General features: G+C 42.0%; 13 protein-coding genes and 1 tRNA gene. 6 read left to right on the plus strand and 8 right to left on the minus strand.

What is annotated here, in order from left to right; all coding sequences use genetic code 11:
* Window positions 1–111: 111 nt before the first annotated feature.
* Window positions 112–567: a hypothetical protein gene (locus ACM5QX_RS09745; protein WP_414753342.1), complete on the minus strand. Its 456-nt coding sequence runs from the start codon at window positions 565–567 to the stop codon at window positions 112–114.
* Between the two features lie 901 nt (window positions 568–1468).
* Window positions 1469–1624 (minus strand): hypothetical protein, encoded by a 156-nt coding sequence (locus tag ACM5QX_RS09750; protein WP_011320493.1) that lies wholly within the window; start codon window positions 1622–1624, stop codon window positions 1469–1471.
* 111 nt (window positions 1625–1735) lie between these two features.
* Here ACM5QX_RS09750 and ACM5QX_RS09755 point away from each other — a divergent pair, with 111 nt between their 5' ends.
* The 3 genes from ACM5QX_RS09755 to dprA all read left to right on the plus strand — a co-directional run bounded on the left by ACM5QX_RS09755 (window position 1736) and on the right by dprA (window position 4628).
* Complete coding sequence (locus ACM5QX_RS09755) at window positions 1736–2536, plus strand: S-adenosyl-l-methionine hydroxide adenosyltransferase family protein (protein WP_414753343.1); 801 nt, start codon at window positions 1736–1738, stop codon at window positions 2534–2536.
* A gap of 64 nt (window positions 2537–2600) precedes the next feature.
* The gene (locus ACM5QX_RS09760) at window positions 2601–3284 is read left to right on the plus strand and encodes a DUF2301 domain-containing membrane protein (RefSeq protein WP_414753344.1); all 684 of its coding nucleotides are present in this window, start codon (window positions 2601–2603) and stop codon (window positions 3282–3284) included.
* 225 nt (window positions 3285–3509) lie between these two features.
* A complete protein-coding gene (dprA, locus tag ACM5QX_RS09765; RefSeq protein ID WP_414753345.1) occupies window positions 3510–4628 on the plus strand; it encodes a DNA-processing protein DprA in 1119 nt (372 codons plus the stop codon).
* Between the two features lie 32 nt (window positions 4629–4660).
* On the opposite strand, the gene ACM5QX_RS09770 is transcribed toward dprA, so the two are convergent.
* The gene (locus ACM5QX_RS09770; RefSeq protein ID WP_414753346.1) at window positions 4661–6013 is read right to left on the minus strand and encodes an N-acetylmuramoyl-L-alanine amidase; all 1353 of its coding nucleotides are present in this window, start codon (window positions 6011–6013) and stop codon (window positions 4661–4663) included.
* A 238-nt stretch (window positions 6014–6251) separates the two neighbouring features.
* Between ACM5QX_RS09770 and dnaG the strand changes: the two genes are divergently transcribed.
* Complete coding sequence (dnaG, locus tag ACM5QX_RS09775) at window positions 6252–8174, plus strand: DNA primase (RefSeq protein ID WP_414753347.1); 1923 nt, start codon at window positions 6252–6254, stop codon at window positions 8172–8174.
* Window positions 8175–8328: 154 nt separating this feature from the next.
* The gene (locus tag ACM5QX_RS09780) at window positions 8329–9123 is read left to right on the plus strand and encodes a peroxiredoxin-like family protein (RefSeq protein ID WP_414753348.1); all 795 of its coding nucleotides are present in this window, start codon (window positions 8329–8331) and stop codon (window positions 9121–9123) included.
* Between the two features lie 19 nt (window positions 9124–9142).
* Here the strand turns inward: ACM5QX_RS09780 and ACM5QX_RS09785 are convergent, their stop codons facing one another.
* The 3 genes from ACM5QX_RS09785 to topA form a co-directional block, all read right to left on the minus strand.
* A complete protein-coding gene (locus ACM5QX_RS09785; protein ID WP_414753349.1) occupies window positions 9143–9694 on the minus strand; it encodes a DUF1634 domain-containing protein in 552 nt (183 codons plus the stop codon).
* A gap of 1 nt (window position 9695) precedes the next feature.
* Entirely contained in the window at window positions 9696–10532 is an 837-nt protein-coding gene (locus ACM5QX_RS09790; protein ID WP_414753350.1) for a sulfite exporter TauE/SafE family protein, read from the minus strand.
* A 95-nt stretch (window positions 10533–10627) separates the two neighbouring features.
* Window positions 10628–12814, minus strand: a complete 2187-nt coding sequence (topA, locus tag ACM5QX_RS09795) for a type I DNA topoisomerase (protein WP_414753351.1) — start codon at window positions 12812–12814, stop codon at window positions 10628–10630.
* A 446-nt stretch (window positions 12815–13260) separates the two neighbouring features.
* Here topA and ACM5QX_RS09800 point away from each other — a divergent pair.
* A tRNA-Ala gene (locus ACM5QX_RS09800) sits at window positions 13261–13333 on the plus strand.
* A gap of 410 nt (window positions 13334–13743) precedes the next feature.
* On the opposite strand, the gene ACM5QX_RS09805 is transcribed toward ACM5QX_RS09800, so the two are convergent.
* Complete coding sequence (locus ACM5QX_RS09805) at window positions 13744–15990, minus strand: FdhF/YdeP family oxidoreductase (RefSeq protein ID WP_414753352.1); 2247 nt, start codon at window positions 15988–15990, stop codon at window positions 13744–13746.
* Between the two features lie 281 nt (window positions 15991–16271).
* Complete coding sequence (msrA, locus tag ACM5QX_RS09810; RefSeq protein WP_041456926.1) at window positions 16272–16730, minus strand: peptide-methionine (S)-S-oxide reductase MsrA; 459 nt, start codon at window positions 16728–16730, stop codon at window positions 16272–16274.
* Between the last annotated feature and the right edge of the window lie 85 nt (window positions 16731–16815).

Consider the following 16815-nt stretch of genomic DNA (forward strand, 5'->3'; position numbering starts at 1 on the left):
GGGTTAATTAAGGTGAGAATTGCTCACCTTATTAGGGTTGCTGAATGTTAATTACGCTTTGCCATTATCAATTACCAACCCCCACAGATATTTTTAGATATTTAGATGTGCTTAATTGACATAACCACTGGTAAATTTAGTTACAGTTTCCGACTGTATAACCTTGCCATTTTTGATAATATCTAGACTGGCACCAGTAACGATATATTCATATTTGCCATTTTTAGCGACATATCCTGTACCTTCTTCCACATAAGCTGGCAAAGAATAAATTCCTTTACCTGTATGCTTAGAAATGCCTGTATAAAACAGCTTTTTCCGTCGCTCGCAAAGATGAATAATAAAATTAGGAGTTTCAATTCTGGCTGATAATCTTCCACCTCCTGCATATTTGGGACAAGTGCGTACACTAGCTATATTTCCGCTATTTACTGCTGAATTCTTATTAGCTGTTAGTTCTGAGGCAATAGCAGAATTAACACTACCAGTAAATGATAAGGCTGTGCCTAAAGTTGTAGCTAAGATGAATAACAAAGACTTCATTTGTTTTTGAGGATAAATGTTCATGTTCAGTCTATTAATTTGATAGATTTATACTTCACGGAACGATTTAGATTGAATCAAAACAGATATAAAAATCCGATTTGATTATTGTTACAATTTTTGGTATTTGTAGGGTGACAAATACTCGCCACATCAAGGTTTTGATGGGCATTGCCTACATAGCTCAAAAAAATCAAATACTAATCTTATGGAGTAAAATCTATGTTCATATCTACCCATCAGTTATGAGACTTTTCGGATTTTTCTTTGATGTTTATTTGAGAAACTTAGTATCACAGCTGATTAGTTGCCACTATTGTTCCATTTTGCGTTTAAGGTCGTGCTGTAGCTCTTGAAACACATCGACCCACGAGGATGTTAGATTGAACGATTGAAAATATCACGCCACGGATTCCAGATGAGTCCAGTTTTGGCTTCACTTGGATTGTTCTAAACCATATTGCATCTCTGACTTTTCACGGGATCTGGAAAACCCCTCTCCAAACCTCTCCCCTGCAAGGAGAGAGGCTTTAACTTTTCCCCCTTCCCTACTAGGGAAGGGGGTTAGGGGGTTAGGTTTCGCGTTAGCTTTTCCACATAACGTGAAAAGTCAGATTGCATCTGTGTACTAAATGGCGCTAGCAAACCAAACATAGCGCAGCTAGTGAGAAATACTGTTTTAATTGCCTTTGTGGCATTAATCTTTTTTATTTTATATCCCCTGTAGAAAAAACAATAAACCTCGTTTTTCGTGTATTGAAGTCTGGCCTTAGCCTTTCAACCTCTTGCTGAGTTACACGTTGAGGTTTTAGTTTTTATGCAGGAGTTGGGAAGGAGGAATATTAATGGTTAATGTAATTTTCCAACAAAAAACCCGCCTGAGCGGGATGAACACAACAAAACTATGAACAATGAGTACTGAAATTTAGGCAAATTGTCTTAATTCAGCTTCTAGTTGCCGAATTAGTCTTTCATCACCTTTCGCTCTAGCTACTTCTAGGCGGTGCTGTATGTTTCTTTGAATATTTTGTCTGTGTACTTCCTTGGCAGTGCTATTCGCCTTAAATCTAGTTTGGCTCATAGGATTAACCTCTTAATTTTTCTACTTTATGTCTGTTCTTCCTAACATAGCACAATTTTCGTAGTGTATGTTACAGAAAAAAATAATTTAATATAGATATGTTTATTTGTTATGCCAAAAAATTGGTCTAATCAGCCTCTATTGACTTTACTGAGTGATTTTGGCGATCGCGATGTGTATGTAGCTGTAATGAAAGGAGTAATTGCCCAAATTAACCCTAAATTACAGGTAGTGGATTTAACCCATCAAATACCACCGCAAAATATTGCTGCTGCTAGGTTTTGTTTGATGAATGCCTATCCTTACTTTCCAGAGGGGACTGTACATATAGCTGTGGTAGATCCGGGGGTGGGTAGTAAAAGACGGGCGATCGCAGTAGAATTTGCAGATGGGTTTCTCGTGGGGCCTGATAATGGCATATTTAGCGGTGTACTAGCTCAAAGTCCAGCTATCGCAGTTGTGGAACTCACTAATTCCCAGTATTGGTGTACTCCTGAACCTAGCAAAACTTTTCATGGTAGAGATATTTTTGCCCCAATTGGCGCTCATCTAGCTAGTGGCGTATCTCTCCAACACCTGGGACAAGAAATTGCACCAGCCAGTTTGGTACAGATGAACATGAAAAACTGCACTCAGACAGCAACAGGCTGGTCTGGTTGTATTCAATATATAGATTACTTTGGTAATTTAGTTAGTAATATTCCTGGTGATTGTCTACAAGGCAAAAAATGGTGTGTGCAAGTTAGTGGCTTGATGATTCCGGGGTGTGATACCTATAGTGATGTGAAACTGGGAGAGGCTACAGCTTTAATCGGCAGTCATGGCTGGGTAGAAATTGCCATCAATAGCGGTGATGCACATTCACAGTTGCAGATTAACTTGCAAGATCCTCTAGAAGTCATTAGTTATTAGACTAGTACATAAAGGCAAGATGAGAACCGTTGACTGTTGACCAATGACTATGGACTAGTAACTAATGACTACATCAACAATATCTGCACCGGAAGTTTATCAAGGTCAATTTGGGGAGTTTACGATTAATCAGAGCGATCGCAATGGTGTGATTATTTACCGTTCTGGTTTAATGGTAGCAGCCTTGAGTTTTGCCATTGGTACTGCTTTAGTATTATTCACCAATAATCCCATTGCTATTCAAGCCCTAACTCCCTTATACACTTGCTTCAGTTTGGCACTGGGAGTGAGTTTATTGACGATTCATATTTATCTCGCACCATTGCACAGACTATTACAGGTTTTTTGGATAATTGGTAGCATTGCTGCGTTTATCTTCGGACATTCCGACAGTCAACCTTTTGCTGTGACTGTATACAATCAACCTTTGACCATATTGGGAATTGGTTTTACCTTCGCAGCTTTGACGGGGATTTATTTCAAAGAAGCGTTTTGCTTTCATCGTTTAGAAACCAAAGTCCTAACTTTTCTAGTACCCACACTTTTATTAGGACATTTGGTAGGAGTTTTACCAATTCAATGGGAACAAGTTTTATTAGGAACTTGGGCAATTTTATTCTTAATCTTTGCTGTGCGTAAAGTAATACAAGCCATTCCCCCCGATATTGGTGATAAATCCGTATTTGCCTACCTCAAAGATAAAAACTCAGTCAAAGTTGAAGAGACAGAATTAGGACTTACGCAGTGATACGAAGAATCAAGGGTTTGGGCGAGGGTATAGGGGTATAGGGGTGTAGGGGTGTAGGTGTTCAAAACCCTTACACCCCTACACCCTCATACCCTTACACCCCTTCTGAAAAAATAACCTCTGTGCGTAAGTCCTGAGAATAAGAAGCTTTCCCAGTCCCCAATCCCCGATACCCAACCCCCCAAATTTGGGAATACTCAACCCAGTGGGTGTGAGGATGGGAATGTGGGAGAAGAACGAGCTTATTGGTTAGCTTGGGCGCAAATTTCTGGGGTTGGGCCTGTTTTGCTGCGACGACTACAGCAGCATTTCGGTACATTAGCAGCAGCTTGGAATGCTACTCAGGCGCAGTTAGGGGAAGTTGAGGGCTTTGGTTTACAGACTTTAGAAAAAGTGGTAAAACAGCGATCGCGTCTTTACCCAGAACAATTACTCATCCAGCATGAGCAAGAAAACCCCCACTTCTGGACACCAGCCGATACAAACTACCCCCGGTTGTTGTTAGAAACTCCCAGCCCGCCGCCCATGTTGTACTATCAGGGTGAGGTAGATTTACAAGAAAATTGGGGAAACAAACCCTTAGTGGGCATTGTCGGGACGCGTCAACCCTCAGAGTATGGCATACGCTGGACTCGGCAAATTAGTACTGCTTTAGCTAAAAATGGCTTCACTGTGGTTTCTGGTATGGCGGAAGGAATCGACACAGTCAGCCACAGTGCGACTATAAAAGCTGGTGGACGAACTATTGCGGTTTTAGGTACAGGTGTAGATGTTGTCTATCCTCATAAAAATCGGGATTTGTACCAGCAGATTTTGAAAAATGGATTGGTTGTGAGTGAATATCCTGCCAAAACCCCACCCGATCGCACTCACTTTCCTCTTCGTAATAGAATTATTGCAGGGTTAAGTCGCGCCATTTTGGTAATGGAAGCACCAATCAAGTCTGGTGCATTAATTACGGCTACTTACGCCAATGATTTCGGTAGGGATGTTTATGCACTCCCCGGCAGAGTTGATGATCATCCATCCCAAGGCTGTTTAAAATTACTTAGCCAAGGGGCTTCTTTAATTATCCGAGAAATCGACGAACTTTTACAAATGCTGGGAGCGATACCACAACTGGATGTGGTGGATAAATCATCAGTACCAGAACAGTTGAGTTTACCCACGTTATCACCAGAACTACAACGGGTACTTGATGCTATTAGCTTTGATGCTTTACCCTTCGATTTGATTATTCAGCAAACAGGTATGAATGCTGGTTCAGTTTCCAGTGCTTTATTACAGTTGGAATTGATGGGTATAGTTTCGCAGCTACCAGGGATGAGGTATCAAAAATGTTAGAGTTTTGGGCTTTGCTTAAACCGGATTCACTATTAAAAGAAACCGGCGGACTCGTATAAACGTTTTACCATAGCTGTGATTTTTGACCCATAATCTAAATCGGCTGACCAGCGTCCTGAAAGTTCATCAATTTTTGTCGCCACGCCACGGGTGACGAAGCGAAATCTGGGATCTACTACTTCATTGACTAGGGGTTCGAGACTAGCGTAGGCTTTGAGGTGCTGGATGTGCGCCCTGACACCGATTCTGGCACTAGGAAAAGCAGCCGCTTCTGTACCGCCACCAATGGAACCTAAACCAGCAAAGTTATTTTGTTCTGCTTTAATGTCACCACCGAAGCGTAAAAATCCTGTTTCTACACACATTTGACAGAAGGCAATGTCATAATTTACGCCCTCGGCGCTGGCTTCTTCTCGATAGAGTTTAGGTAAGTCAGGAAATTGGGCTAAGGCATTCTCGTTATTGTTTCTCAAGAATAGTTGCATTTGCACTTCTGAGGTAGTTCCATTGGACATGATCCTGTCAATTTGACCAGGACACACTACCAAATTGGAACGTAAGGTGACGGTGCGTGTTGCTGCATCCCAGCTAACGGCCACATTAAAATCTCGTAGTTCCACGGCTTTGACATAGACAATTCGCCGATAGGTAATGCGATTGACATTTGGTGCTTTTGATAAATCAATCCGCAGGCGATCGACTAAATCAATGGGAATGTAAGCGTTACCATTCACTAAGATGCCTTGCTCTGCATAATTCTGCCCGTTAATATTGATATTGATGGGTGGATAATTGGAGTCTGCGGGAGTTCCGGGGTTAGGATCAATCACTCGACTCCATGAAGCCAAACCATCAGCAATACCCAAAGCGAAATCGCGCCGACGATTTTGCAGCAAAGCCCGATCCTCTGGACTGCTAATAAAAGCCACCTGCATGAGTAAAGAAGCGATCGCAATCTGCCGACAAAAGGCCAATCTACCTAAGCCACTGTCTGTATCTGGCTTAACTCCCCGATTTGGTAACTGGGGTACACGGCGTAACAGTCCAACTAACAGCAATTCCCCGTTGCTTTTACGTTCATTATTACTGGCAATATAGAACACACTAGCACCCCGTACAGATGGGCTACTCGCTGAATCCGCATGGACTTCTAGGGATACATCACCCCGACGACCACGAGCATTGATCCAGGCGATAGTATCAGCCGCACTCAAATCGTCAGGAACAGACAAAACTTCAAAACTCCGCGATCGCAATTCTGTCACAATTAAATCTCGTAGCAGAATCATCTCTCTGGCTTCCGTCGTCCCCCCAGCGATTGAGCCTGGATCTACTCCTCCCGCTTCTTTGCCTCCGTGGGCTGCCGAAATAAAAATACGCCCCATCTCCCGTATTTCCTCTGATAAAATTAAGCGTAAGCAATTCTATACACTATTTTGGGCTTGGCAACAATAATTATATGGGGAGGGGGAGGAGAAGAAGCAGGGGAGCAGGGAGCAGGGGGAGTAGGGGAAGAAGCAGGGGAGTAGGTAGCAGGGGAAAACTAATGATTAATGAGTAATGACAACTGACAATTGTACAGACGCGATTAATCGCGTCTCTAACAAATAGCAACCGACAAAAATGCAAATTCCGCGCCTCCATCCAGATACGATAGATGAAGTAAAACATCGGGCTGATATTGTCGATGTGGTATCGGAATATGTGGTTTTACGCAAGCGGGGTAAAGATTTTGTCGGCTTGTGTCCTTTCCACGATGAAAAATCACCTAGTTTTACTGTCAGCCAAACTAAGCAAATGTATTATTGCTTTGGTTGTCAGGCTGGGGGAAATTCGATTAAGTTTTTGATGGAATTGGGTAAGCGATCGTTTGCTGATGTGGTATTAGATTTAGCTAGGCGCTACCAAGTCCCAGTCCAAACCCTGGAACCAGAACAACGGCAAGAATTACAGCGTCAGATATCGTTGCGGGAACAGTTGTATGAGGTGCTGGCTTCGGCGGCGAGTTTTTATCAGCATGCCCTCAGACAATCACAAGGACAAAGGGCGATGCAGTATTTACGCAGCGATCGCCAATTTAATGAAGCAACAATCCAACAGTTCGGCTTGGGTTATGCACCCGCCGGCTGGGAAACTCTCCATCGTTATTTGGTGGAAGACAAACATTACCCAGTCCATCTGGTAGAAAAAGCAGGTTTGATTAAACCCCGCAAGGAAGGGGCTGGATATTATGATGTGTTCCGCGATCGCCTCATGATTCCCATCCGCGATATCCAAGGACGGGTAATTGCTTTTGGTGGACGAACTTTAACAGATGAACAGCCGAAGTATTTAAATTCACCAGAAACCGAACTATTTAATAAAGGTAAAACCCTATTCGCCCTCGATCAAGCAAAGACGGGGATTTCCCAGTCTGATCAAGCCGTGGTAGTGGAGGGATATTTTGATGCGATCGCCCTCCACGCAGCCGGCATTAATCATGCTGTGGCTTCCTTGGGTACTGCCTTGAGTTTAGAACAAGTGCGGCTGATATTGCGCTACACCGACTCAAAACAGTTGGTACTCAACTTTGATGCAGATAAAGCCGGAACCAACGCCGCCGAACGGGCGATCGGGGAAATTGCCGATTTAGCTTACAAAGGCGAAGTGCAACTGAAAATCCTCAACATTCCCGATGGCAAAGATGCTGATGAATATCTGCGTAGCCATACACCGGCAGATTATGGGCAATTATTAGCCAATGCGCCATTATGGTTGAACTGGCAGATTCAGCAGATTATCAAAGACCGTGATTTAAAACAAGCGACTGATTTTCAGCAAGTTACACAGCAATTTGTCAAACTACTCAAAAATATAGTTAACGGCGATACCCGCAACTATTACGTTTCTTACTGTGCAGAAATCCTCAGCTTAGGAGACACCAGACTCATTCCCCTGCGAGTGGAAAATCTCCTCACCCAAATCACCCCAACCACCGCCGCTTATAGCAAACCCCTGTCAACCAGGACGAATGGAAGCCTTTCCCTAGTCCCCAGCCCTAATTCTCCCCTCAATGGCGATCGCAGCCTCCTAGAACTAGCTGAGGCGCTGCTACTGCGGATTTACCTCCATTGTCCCGAACAGCGTCGAGTGATTATTGAAGAACTAGAGGGCAGAAGTTTAGAGTTTAGCCTATCCCACCACAGATTTTTGTGGCAACAAATATTAGAGTCCACAGGCGAACAGGTTGATTTAGTTTCCCGACTGCAAGATATATATTTAGAACTAGCAGAAGAACTTGGGGGAATTTCTCATCTGTTTCATCTCAATGAGAAATCCAAGAAAGAGATTATGCGGACACCCCAAGTTGTACAAGCAGCGATCGCCTGTATGGAACGAGTGTTAACAGAAAAGCGTTATCGTCACTTTCTGGAACTCTGGCAAGAAACTGATCCTGAAACTGAACCAGAAAAATGGCAATCATATTATCAGGCATTCTACACCGAAAAAATCAAGCTACAAGAACTAGACCGACAACGGCAATTTTCCCTAACAGAATTGCTGTAATGCCGTTTCTTGATGTAGAGACGTTGCATGCAACGTCTCTACATCATTTATTTGACGCAACTTCACAGAGAATTGGTATAAATAGATCCCCTACAAAAAACAAAATGTCCGAATCCAGCTAAAATTTTACTAAAAAACTGTCTCCCCCACCTGCATGAATATTCAAGCCAGCTCTAATTCCTTAAATATTTATTCGCTTTTGAGTCAAACTCAACGCTTGCGAGTTAGCGACGGAGAAGTTAAATCCCTTTTCGATGGCTGCATCTCTCCTTCCAAGTTACTTGTACTAATTTGGTCACAGTTAGGGGATTTTGACAATTTAGAATATGCTTGGTGGCTACAAAGACAAAAAGAACAGATTGCAGCCAGAGGAATTATAATTCGCGCTATTGGAATAGGCGATCGCAATTCTGGACTCAAGTTTTGTGAATATACAGGTTTTCCTCCAGAATGGTTGTTTGTGGACGCAAAAGCGGAAATACACAGTATTTTGGGGCTTTATCGCGGTTTATCGCTACAATTGCCCATACTATCAAGTTCACAAAAAGCATGGTTGAATTTAATGCTGATGTGTGCAGGGATTGGTAGTCCCGGAACTCTCAAGGAAGTTTTTCGGGGTTATAAGGGTGATAAGAAAGCACCCCAGTTAATTGCTGATGAGGAAGTTGTGAAGGGTACACCTTTACCACCAATGAAAGGTTCATTTTTTAAAGCTGCTGGTGGAACAGGCTTTCAGCGTCCCTTTGAACTAGCAACCCTGCGCCTGCGAAATATGACCGAAGTTTTGAGCAACTGGAGTACTTATGTACCAGATTCATCTTATTTGACCCAGCGCGGAGGAACTTTTCTCTTTGATTCACAAGGTACATTAATTTATGAACACCGCGATCGCGGTATCCTGGGTTTTGCAGAAAATATGAGCAATCCCTTATCTTTCTTATACGAGTAAGTAGTAATGATCTTATTTATTAATAAGCTCCTATCAGACTATATGTTAAACTGGCTAACACTAAAGAGGTAATAACAACGTAAATAAATTCTCGTTTTATGAAGAATGTGAGTAAAGATATAACGACACGTAAAACGGGAATAGCAATTAATAATAATAGTCCTAGTTGAATGATGGCACGGCGACTACCTGATAATATTGCGTGGAATACACCAGATGGTGAACGAAACTCTGATGGTGTGCCATGAAAAATGTGATAATCAGCAGGCTCAGTACCGTGATTAATTAAGTAGAGTATGCCCCCTAGTAGGACAACTGCACTAGCTGTTAAAACACCATATTTTAAAAGATTGCTGAGTAAATATTCTAATTGCTGTTCAGTTGATAATTCAACAAAATTCCTGCTAACATCAATTTCACAAATGCTAGTAATTTGCCCGATTGCGCTAATTGGTGGTTCTTCTAATTTTTGGTTCTCATTCGCTTCTTGAAGCTGCACAGAGGTAACCACAACTTCAGTTTCTGAGTGTACTGTTGAGTTCCAGCAAATATCAGAATTATATTCATACATTTTACAGCCCTCCTATTAGACTGTTGTAAACCATCTTCAAAGCCATTACTACTAACACCAAACTGAAAACAATCCTCAATATCTGCGTTTTCGCACCTATCAAAACTCTCGCACCCAAAAAAGCGCCGGGTAATACACCTAACATTACAGGCATTGATAGACCCGGATCAATGTAACCTCTAGCTAAATAAACTCCGGCTGATGCGGCGGCTGTGACACCAATCATAAAATTGCTGGTAGTGGTAGAAACCTTGAAGGGTAGGCGCATGGCTTGATCCATTGCTAAGACTTTGAATCCTCCCGAACCAATACCCAGCAAGCCAGACAACACCCCAGCTACTAACATGATGCTAAACCCGGCTGGTACTGAGTGGACGTGATAAGGCATTAATCCATTGGTGCTAGGGTAGGTGCTATTAAGTTGCAGGTAGTTGGCGATAGGATCTGCTGTATCATTTTCTATTTGCTCAAGTCTGGGTCGTTGTGAAAGATACGCAGAATACATCAGTACGATCGCCAGGACAATAGTCAAAGCTTTAACAGAAACAAATGTAGCAATCATCGCGCCGGCGATCGCCCCAATTGTGGTGGAAACTTCTAAAAACATTCCCAACCGCAGATTTGTATAACCTTTTTTAATATAAGTAGATGCAGCCCCCAGGGATGTCGCAATTACAGATACCAGGGAAGCGCCAACAGCATATCTAATATCAACACCAAATACTGAAGTTAATAAGGGAACAATGACAACCCCACCCCCCAACCCAGTTAACGCACCTATAAAACCAGCGCTAAATGAGCCAAGCCAAACTAGTAGAGAAAATTCTAGTATATTCAAAGTTGATACCCCACGATTGGTAAAACTAGACTACTCCCTATTTACGGTAAGAGGTATGGTCTTTATTTTGAATTTTGAATTTTGAATTGATTCATTTAACTCTTCAATTCCCCAAACTTAGGACTCCACCAACCTTTAGCAGTCTGGAAATAAGCTACATTTTGATGTTTTTTGTCAGTGCGAGATGAGGATGCAGAGCAACGCAGCATAGTTTTTTTCTGTCCATCTTTGGTGTAAGTATACTCCTCCAAAGGTTTTTTACATACTGGACATGGGTATGCTGTCAACTGAGTGGGAAGTTTTGTTGTCGGTGAGAGATGATTCTTTTCCCCATTTTCTGCTATCTTGTCATCTTTTGTTCGGGGTGCTTGCCAAGTCTTACTAAATTCACTCCAAAATAAGACTGTGTTTTCACAACCGCTAGTGCATTTGAGGAAGTATTTTTTCTTCAGTTTACTGCTGGGAATTTTGCTGAGAAAGTTATTACAATCAGGGCAACGAGTCCGGCTAGTATCGTATTGACGCGGGGGAAAGGTTTTTGTCGGATTACCTGAATCGACAGCTATGGTTTTGGCTTTGGCTAAAGCAGGGGCAAAATAATTCTGATTCCAAGTGGTTAAGTATATCTGCCAAGGTTGTTTTCCTTCGGCGATCGCATCTAGGGCATTCTCCATTTTGGCAGTAAATTCCGCTTCTAGTAAATCCGGTAGGGCTTTTTGTAAGAAAGTATCAACTTCTAAGCCTAGATTTGTTGGGTGTAGGTTGTCTTTGGTCAGTTCGATATAACCTCGCTTCTTCAGGGTGGCAATGGTGGGAGAATAGGTACTGGGACGACCAATACCTTTACGTTCCATCAGTTGCACTAACTTGGGTTCGCTGTAGCGTGGTGGCGGTTGGGTTTGTTTTTTCTCGTGACCAGCATTTTCTAAACTTACCATTTGCCCTTGTTGCAAGGTGGGTAAGAGGGTATCCTTGCTGAGATTAGGCCAGTAGCGGGTATAACCGAGAAATTCGACTACTTGTCCTCTTGCTTGCCAGAGAATTTGACCAGACTGGGTAATTACCACCGTTTTTCGTAGTTGGGCTGGACGACATTGGGAAGCGATCGCCCGTTTCCAAATCATCACATACAAGTTAAACTCATCCGTGGATAGTTCTATTCGCAACTGGGCGGAAGGACGAAACACATCAGTGGGGCGAATCGCTTCGTGTCCTTGTTGGGCTGTCTTACTACTGCGATGTCTTGCAACCTGCTTCGGTACATTCTGGGGATCATTTTGTTCCAACCACTGACGCGCACTTTCACAAAACTCTGGACTCAACATTACCGAGTCTGTCCGCATATATGTAATCAACCCAGCCTCATACAACTTTTGGGCTAGCTGCATCGTCTTCTCTGGCGCGAACTTCAACTTAGAACCAGCCGCTTGTTGCAAGGTGGAAGTAATAAAAGGTGGGGGTGGTTGACGGTTGGCAATTTTTCCCTCATACTGCACAATTTGGTGGGGATGACGGCGTGCTTCTTCTACTAAACGATTAGCTTCTGCTTCCGCCAGTACGCGGGTAGACTCAGGTGCAGTTGTGCTATTTCCCGCCGCATCATCATGAACCTCTACTTCTGCTTCTGGAGAGTCTGAGCGAGTGTTGACTGCACCTTTATAGAAAGCGCGGAAACCTTCAACATAATCAACCCAAACACTCCAATAATCTTGAGGTACAAAACTTTGAATTTCTCTCTCCCGTTGACAAATCAGGTGGAGTGTAGAACTCTGCACTCTCCCCACACTCTTAGCCCCATTATTTAACGCCCAAACCAGAGGACTACCCTTATACCCGACCAACTTATCTAAACAATCTCGACACAATCCCGCCCCGACTAAATTTAAGTCCAGTTTGCGCGGATGAGCGATCGCACTCTGTACCGCCGAGGCTGTAATCTCTGTATAGACAACTCGTTTCGGTTCTCTCAATCCCAGTACTTCCTTGAGATGCCAAGCAATGGTTTCGCCTTCCCTATCCGGGTCAGTCGCCAACACAACTTCACTCACCTGCTTCGCTGCACTCTTTAACTGCTGGATAGTTTCTTTTGAACGTTGGTCACGCGGTACATAGTGACACTGCACACTACTACCATCCATGCTGAACCCCAAAGCATCCTCACCCTCATCACTCAGTTCCCGAATGTGTCCACAAGAAGCACGGACAATCCACTCAGAACCCAAAATCTGACTGAGCTTTTTCACTTTACCCGGAGATTCAACCACTAGCAGGCGTTTCGGCATAAACAATTCCAAATTCAAAAGTAAGGAAATCAGATATCACAAGGGTTTCTGAGGAATGGATCTATTACTGAATTTTGGAGAATTGATATTAGTTGTTTTGCGATACTAGACAACCCTAGAGTATAGTACATTTTAGTATTTGTGTACTATACGAAATATTTCATACATGAAAATAAAAACAAAATCAACCAGAATTTCAGCATTTAGCTCGCTAATTAAGTTAAAAGAAGCATTAACTTTACCTGGCTTTTGGTAAATGTTTTAGGGAACAGCAATAATCAAATTACTCTACTCTCGCGTCCCATATAGCGATACCATCACCCCACATCTTCACATAACTTAATATATGTATCTTGACTTAACCTACATAACCCTGCATACTAGTAAAGCGAAATAATCTTATGTATCACTAAAAATATTAAAAAAGCTTAGTGAGTCAAGATTATGGGGTTATAGCTCAGTTGGTAGAGCGCTGCAATGGCATTGCAGAGGTCAGCGGTTCGAACCCGCTTAGCTCCATTTATAAGTCAAATACTTACCCTTAGTTTTTATTGCGACAACAACTATTATTTTTCCCAAGTAATAACCAATAGTTGTTATTGCATAACTTTATCATGATTAATTGCCAGATACTCAACTTCTTAATTCATAGAACTTACGCATGAAGACGAAAAATCAAGGGTCTGGACAAGGGTGTAGGTGTGTAAATATTTAAAACCCTTACACCCTTATACCCTTAGGAACTTTCAGATAAAAAAATGTCCCAAATGTGGGGTGCGTCAGTATGAATAATTTCCTGTTACAGTTAGATTTTATCGCACTGACGCACCCTACTAACTGTCAATTTGGAATAATTTATTTTTTGGTGTTCCCTTAACCCCTTACACCCAGTCTCAACAGACAACCTGGGTGCGTAAGTCCTAATTAAATCAGGCAGCTATGATACAAACCGGAACTCTTTTATAAGCAGGTGTGCCGCTTTGTGGATCAATTTTTGCTTGAAATAAAACATTAGCTTCAGGATAAAACATAAAACCTACACCCTCACGAATTGCCCCACAAATAATTTCAATATTGTCTAACTTTCCCTTATCTCCTTTGACTATGACTCGCTGATGTTCCTGGAATCCCGCTTTTTTTACATCAAAATAATTCATTAAAATACAGTGACGATGAGGCATTCCTCTGTATTTATCTTCACTACGATAAACTACAGTATTATGTTGACCATAGCTGCGCCCTGTTCCCAAAATTAGCACAATTCCTGGCTGATTTTCTGCCACACCAAACTCTGCTTTAGTTGGTAATGATAATTGTGGTAAAGGTGTAACAAACATTTGCGCCTTACCATCAGATGTAGGAAATTTTGGTTCTTCTAAAATCCGCCCTTCAATGAGAAATTCCTGTTTAGTTTGGTCAATTGTGGCAATTTTTTCATAACCAGGAATAGTTTTAGCAATTAATTCTCTGGTATAAGCTGTATCTTGCAGTTTACGCCAATTTATCGGTGTTTCACTATGTAAACGATGGGCAATTTCTGTAATTAATTCTATTTCTGAAATCAAGTCAGTATTAGATGGTTGTAAATGACTTTTACCTTCATCATTTAACCTCACAAAATTATTGCCTGATTCAGTTGTAGTTTTGTGGGGATTCTCAAAACGATTGAATACAGGTAATATTAGAGTTTGCTGTTTAGCTAATCCGTGAAAATGTCCTAAGTTCGGTTTAGTCGCCACATAAAAAATGGTATCTATTTGCGATAATGCCTGTTTTGCTTGCTGTAAGTCTGGGTTGGCTGCATACAGATTTCCCCCTAAGCAGAATAGTGTATCTATCTTTCCTGTTTCTGCTGCTTCTATTAAGTCACGGGTATGATAACCAGGAGTTTCGTTCAGAGGTTTTCCTAATAGTTGAGATAAGGCTTGTTTGATTTCTTCTCGCAAATTTACAGTCACACCCATCGAACCAAATCCTTGCACATTAGAATGTCCTCGAATGGGCATAGTTCCAGCACCAATTTTACCAGCGTTACCTGTAATTAAGGCTGTATTAGCAATACTAAAAATGTTATCTACGCCGTTAGCTTGTTGAGTTACGCCCATTGCCCAGGCAAAAACTACACGCGCGGATTTCCCAATTATATAAGCTGTAGCTGTGATTTCTTCTTGAGATATACCACAGGTATTAGTAATGTCATCCCACGATATATGATTAGCGTAATCTACAACTTTTTGCCAATTGCGAGTATAAGCTTTGAGATATTCTATTTGGATTAAATTTTGTTCTATGAGTGATTTCTGCAACCCTACAAATAATGCCACATCACTCCCAGGAATTGGTTGTAAATATAAGGAGGATATATCTGAACCGCCTGTGAGTAAGGATTTGATAGGAAATGCAGGAGAGGCAAATTTAACTAGTCCGATTTCTACTTGTGGGTTGATAATAATTACTTTCCCGCCTCTTTCCCGCAACTTAATTAATTCGTTCATCAAGCGCGGATGGTTCGCTGGTGCGTTAGAACCAATTAAAACAAGACAATCACTATGTTTTAGGCTCTCTAGGCTTACCATTGATGTACCTGAGCCAAAAACTTTTTTTAACCCCACTGTTGAGGGAGCGTGACACAAATCTGAGCAGTCTGCTAGATTATTACTACCTAGCGATCGCATGAATAATTGTAGTAAATAGGCAGCTTCATTAGATGAACGTCCAGAACTATAACTAGCAATTCGCGCTGGTGGTAAATTAAAGGCTTGTGTAGCAATTTGGTAAACTTCTTCCCAGCTAATACGTTGATAATGGGATGAACCTGATTTGAGAATCAGAGGATAACTTAATCTACCCAAGCGATCGCATTCTTGAGAAGTGAGGTTTTGTAATTCACTGATGCTATGTTCTTGGAAAAAATCTTGTTTAATTCCTGGTTGTAATTCCGCAGCGATCGCCTCTACACTTTTAGCACAGCGTTGTAAATATTCTCCTGCTTCATTGACAAATCCCCCTTTTTGTCCGCCCGTACCCCAAGCACAGGATAAACACGCACTTTTATGATTGAGAGTTTGCCATAATTGTAATCCTTGTGGTGAGAGAGTTTGTTCTACCCAATACTGAATCACTGGTAAACCACCCCCAGCCGGGTAGCTAGACTTGCTTTCAGATGAGTTATCCATACTTAGCTAAATCTCAACTCGCTTTACTAACTATTATTGCTAAAAATATTTGCCCTCATGAATTGAAAGGGGTGTAGGGAAAAAACATCTTTCATAAGCTGTTACGCATTTAAATTGTATATTTCGCACTCAGGTTGTCAAAAGTCCACAGTCCACAGTCCAAGCTAGCCTTTGACTCTGGACTCTTGACTATGGACAGCCCTGACGCAAGAATATTTGATTTAGGTGCGTATCACCTTATTTGACTGTGAAACTTGCTTCATCGGGACTGCCTTTTTCAATTAGCGTTTTGCCTGCTTCTCAAAATACTGTTGATGTTCCTCTGTTGCTAAGTAATATTCACTCTTGTGCTTAATCTCGGTCACAATATCGCGTTCAAATCTGCCCGATACCTGAAGCTTGGCTTTTGACTGCCGTGCTGCTTCTGCTTGCTGCTCATTGTGAAAAAAGATCACAGACCTGTACTGTTCTCCTTTATCTGGCCCCTGGCGGTTTAGGGTTGTCGGGTCATGAATATCCCAAAAAACTGCTAACAAATCTTCATAACTAACAAGTTGAGGGTCATATTCTATTTGCACCACCTCAGCATGACCAGTTATCCTCGACAATACATCAAGGTAGCAAGGGTTAGGGAAATGCCCTCCCATATAGCCGACTGAGGTTGATACTACTCCTTTTACCTGGCGAAATGCCGCCTCCACGCCCCAAAAACAGCCAGCCCCAAATGTTGCTTTCTCCATAGGTGTTTGTGTACTCCCACTTTTTAATTCCATCTTCATCTATGCACAAATAGATAATTCATAAAGGTGAGCTTTTTGTCAGGTG

This window comes from Anabaena sp. CCY 9910 (genome assembly GCF_963920875.1).
GTDB lineage: Bacteria > Cyanobacteriota > Cyanobacteriia > Cyanobacteriales > Nostocaceae > Trichormus > Trichormus variabilis.